Source organism: Lachnobacterium bovis (assembly GCF_900111325.1).
GTDB classification, from domain to species: Bacteria; Bacillota; Clostridia; order Lachnospirales; family Lachnospiraceae; genus Roseburia; species Roseburia bovis_A.
Genome location: NZ_FOGW01000056.1, coordinates 1 through 2317, shown reverse-complemented (window position 1 = coordinate 2317; position 2317 = coordinate 1). Strand labels below are relative to the sequence as shown.

General features: G+C 31.5%; 1 protein-coding gene and 1 pseudogene. Both read right to left on the bottom strand.

What is annotated here, in order from left to right; genetic code table 11:
• A pseudogene (locus BMY79_RS11735) lies at positions 1 to 1443 on the bottom strand (hypothetical protein); the annotation flags it as partial.
• Between the two features lie 16 nt (positions 1444 to 1459).
• The coding region (locus BMY79_RS11730; protein WP_207645466.1) for a type VII secretion protein EssB/YukC at positions 1460 to 2317 on the bottom strand (858 nt) is incomplete at its 5' end.

Here is a 2317-nt window from a genome sequence, read left to right as displayed (position 1 = left end):
TGTATGGATATTTTCAGGCAAATTTGCTTCATTATCTGTGGTATAAATTATGCTAAAACCTAGATTTTGCTCATCTTCTTGCAAATATTCCATAACTGGATGATTCAAAACCATCTTTGGCTCATCTATGATAAAAAGCATATGTGGCTTAAATATTTGCTCTTGTTTTTTCTCTTCAATTACCTGTTTTCTCTCTTTTAAAATCTGTTGAAGTGAGCTTAAAGTTTCCTTTCCACTTTCAGAGAAAATTCGTCCACTGATATTAATTGAATGAATTTTTAGGTGTGGATACCACTTTGTATATTCAAAATCTTTTTCATACTTATAGTCATGAATAAACACTATTTCTAAGTCATGATAACTATGGAAAAATGTAAGTTGTGCTAAAATTCTTTTTAGTTTATTGTGTACATTTTCCCTACTTCCAACCAATCCTAGGTTTGAATGTCTCAGATTTATTGAAAGTGGAATATTATTTATCTTTTTGAATTCTTCTGATGCTGCCCTTGCTTTTTTTTCTAAATCATCTTTTTCTAAAGCGATTTCATCTTTTCCATACTTTATTCGCAAGGCTGATTTTCCATCATAAAATCCCATTAAGACTTCTAAAAAGTCGTCATCTATCAAATTTCTCTCGTAAAGTCTTGAGCTTCCACTATTGATTTTTTCTATAATAGTTTCTGTTGTTGGGCTAATGTACTCATAAGCTTGTTTTTCTTCATTATGTTTGTTTATAAGTTTTCTTCTAACTTTTAGAAGGTATTTTGTAAAAATTTCATTTCTATGTTTGTTGTCTTCTTTTGTCTTTTTTCTATCTTTAAAGAAACGTTTTACCGAAAAAATAGTTGTTATGGCTGTCATTCCAACTGACATGTATACGTAAGGGCCTCTCTTTAGGAAAACTCCCATAGCCACTGTGAATGCTGCTGTTGAAAGCACTGGCACTATAAGCTCCGCTAAACCGTCGCGCCCCATTGTTTTCTTGCTTGGAGGGGATTTGATTTCTATTTGATCATCCGGAACTCTATAAATGATTCTTGGTGACCTTTTATAAATAGGGTACCCTTCAAAAGGAATGTCTGGTTTTTCGATTTCATCTAGGGTGATTTCTTCGCCTAGCTGAATCTCATCTCCACCTTCTATGACTATGTATTTTTCAAAAAATGTAATCTTATAGTCACCTAAACAGATTTCATCACCTGGAAGAAGTTTCTTTTTTTCTTTTAAAATATTTTGATTTTGTATCCCTTGTTCGTCCAATGTTTCTATACTATTTTTTTCTCTAAGAGAAGCATTTCTGCTATATATCACATCTTTTTCGATATAATATTCTTCATCACCGATTGGAAGGATTACTTCTGCATAAGGAGCATTTTCTATGCCTGAAATGTAAAAGTTTTCTTTTCGGGCGAAATATCTTTTTACTTTTTTATTCTGACTCATCTTTACTCCCTACCTTCTATTGTGCTACTGGCGCTGATTGTTGTTGGTCTTGATCTTGGTTTGCTTGATCTTGGTTTGCTTGATCTTTCTTGTCTTGTTCTTGATTATCCTGACTTTGTTTATCCTTAGATGTTTCTTTCGAATCTTTATCATCCTCAGAATATTTGTCTCCAAGTTCTTTTATATTTTCATCTAATTCTTTCAATCTAGCTTGTTTCTTATCTCCAGACTTTGAAGTATCCTGTTCTAAAACACTTCTTTCCTTCATATATGAATATATCAAAAGCTGATCATCTGACATTGCTTTTGCTAAATCTTCTGCTTTATTCGTTTTTAATCTTCCAAGATAAATCCAGTATTCTAATTCTCTCTCGTCGGAATTAGTATCCAATCTATCTACTATACTTTGTATTTCTTTTTTCTTTAAATTTTCTGTTTTTGCATAAGATGTTGCTAAAATATATTTTGTATTTTTATCCATGTCTGACACTGAAACTTTTTTCAATGATTTAATACAACCTACATAGTCTTTTTCAACATATGCTTCCATGGCTGTAACAACTGTATTTGCATCATTTAATTTAAAGAAATTTGTCCATACAAAAAGAGCTATAAACACAAAAAGTAACAGTGATGATGCTATTGATACCACTGTTTTTATTATGTTGACATTTCTTGGCACTAGAATTTTTGTTTGTTTTTCTCTTTCTACGGCTCTTAAATATCTTTGCTTTAGTTCTGTCTCTATTTCCTCTTTTGTTTTGCAGTTATATATTTTTTCAAATGATTTTTCATCTTTCAAAATGCTTATTCCGCTTTGTTGCAACTGCTCAACAGTATAGTTTCCTCCAAGCATTCCGCCTATATAACACTT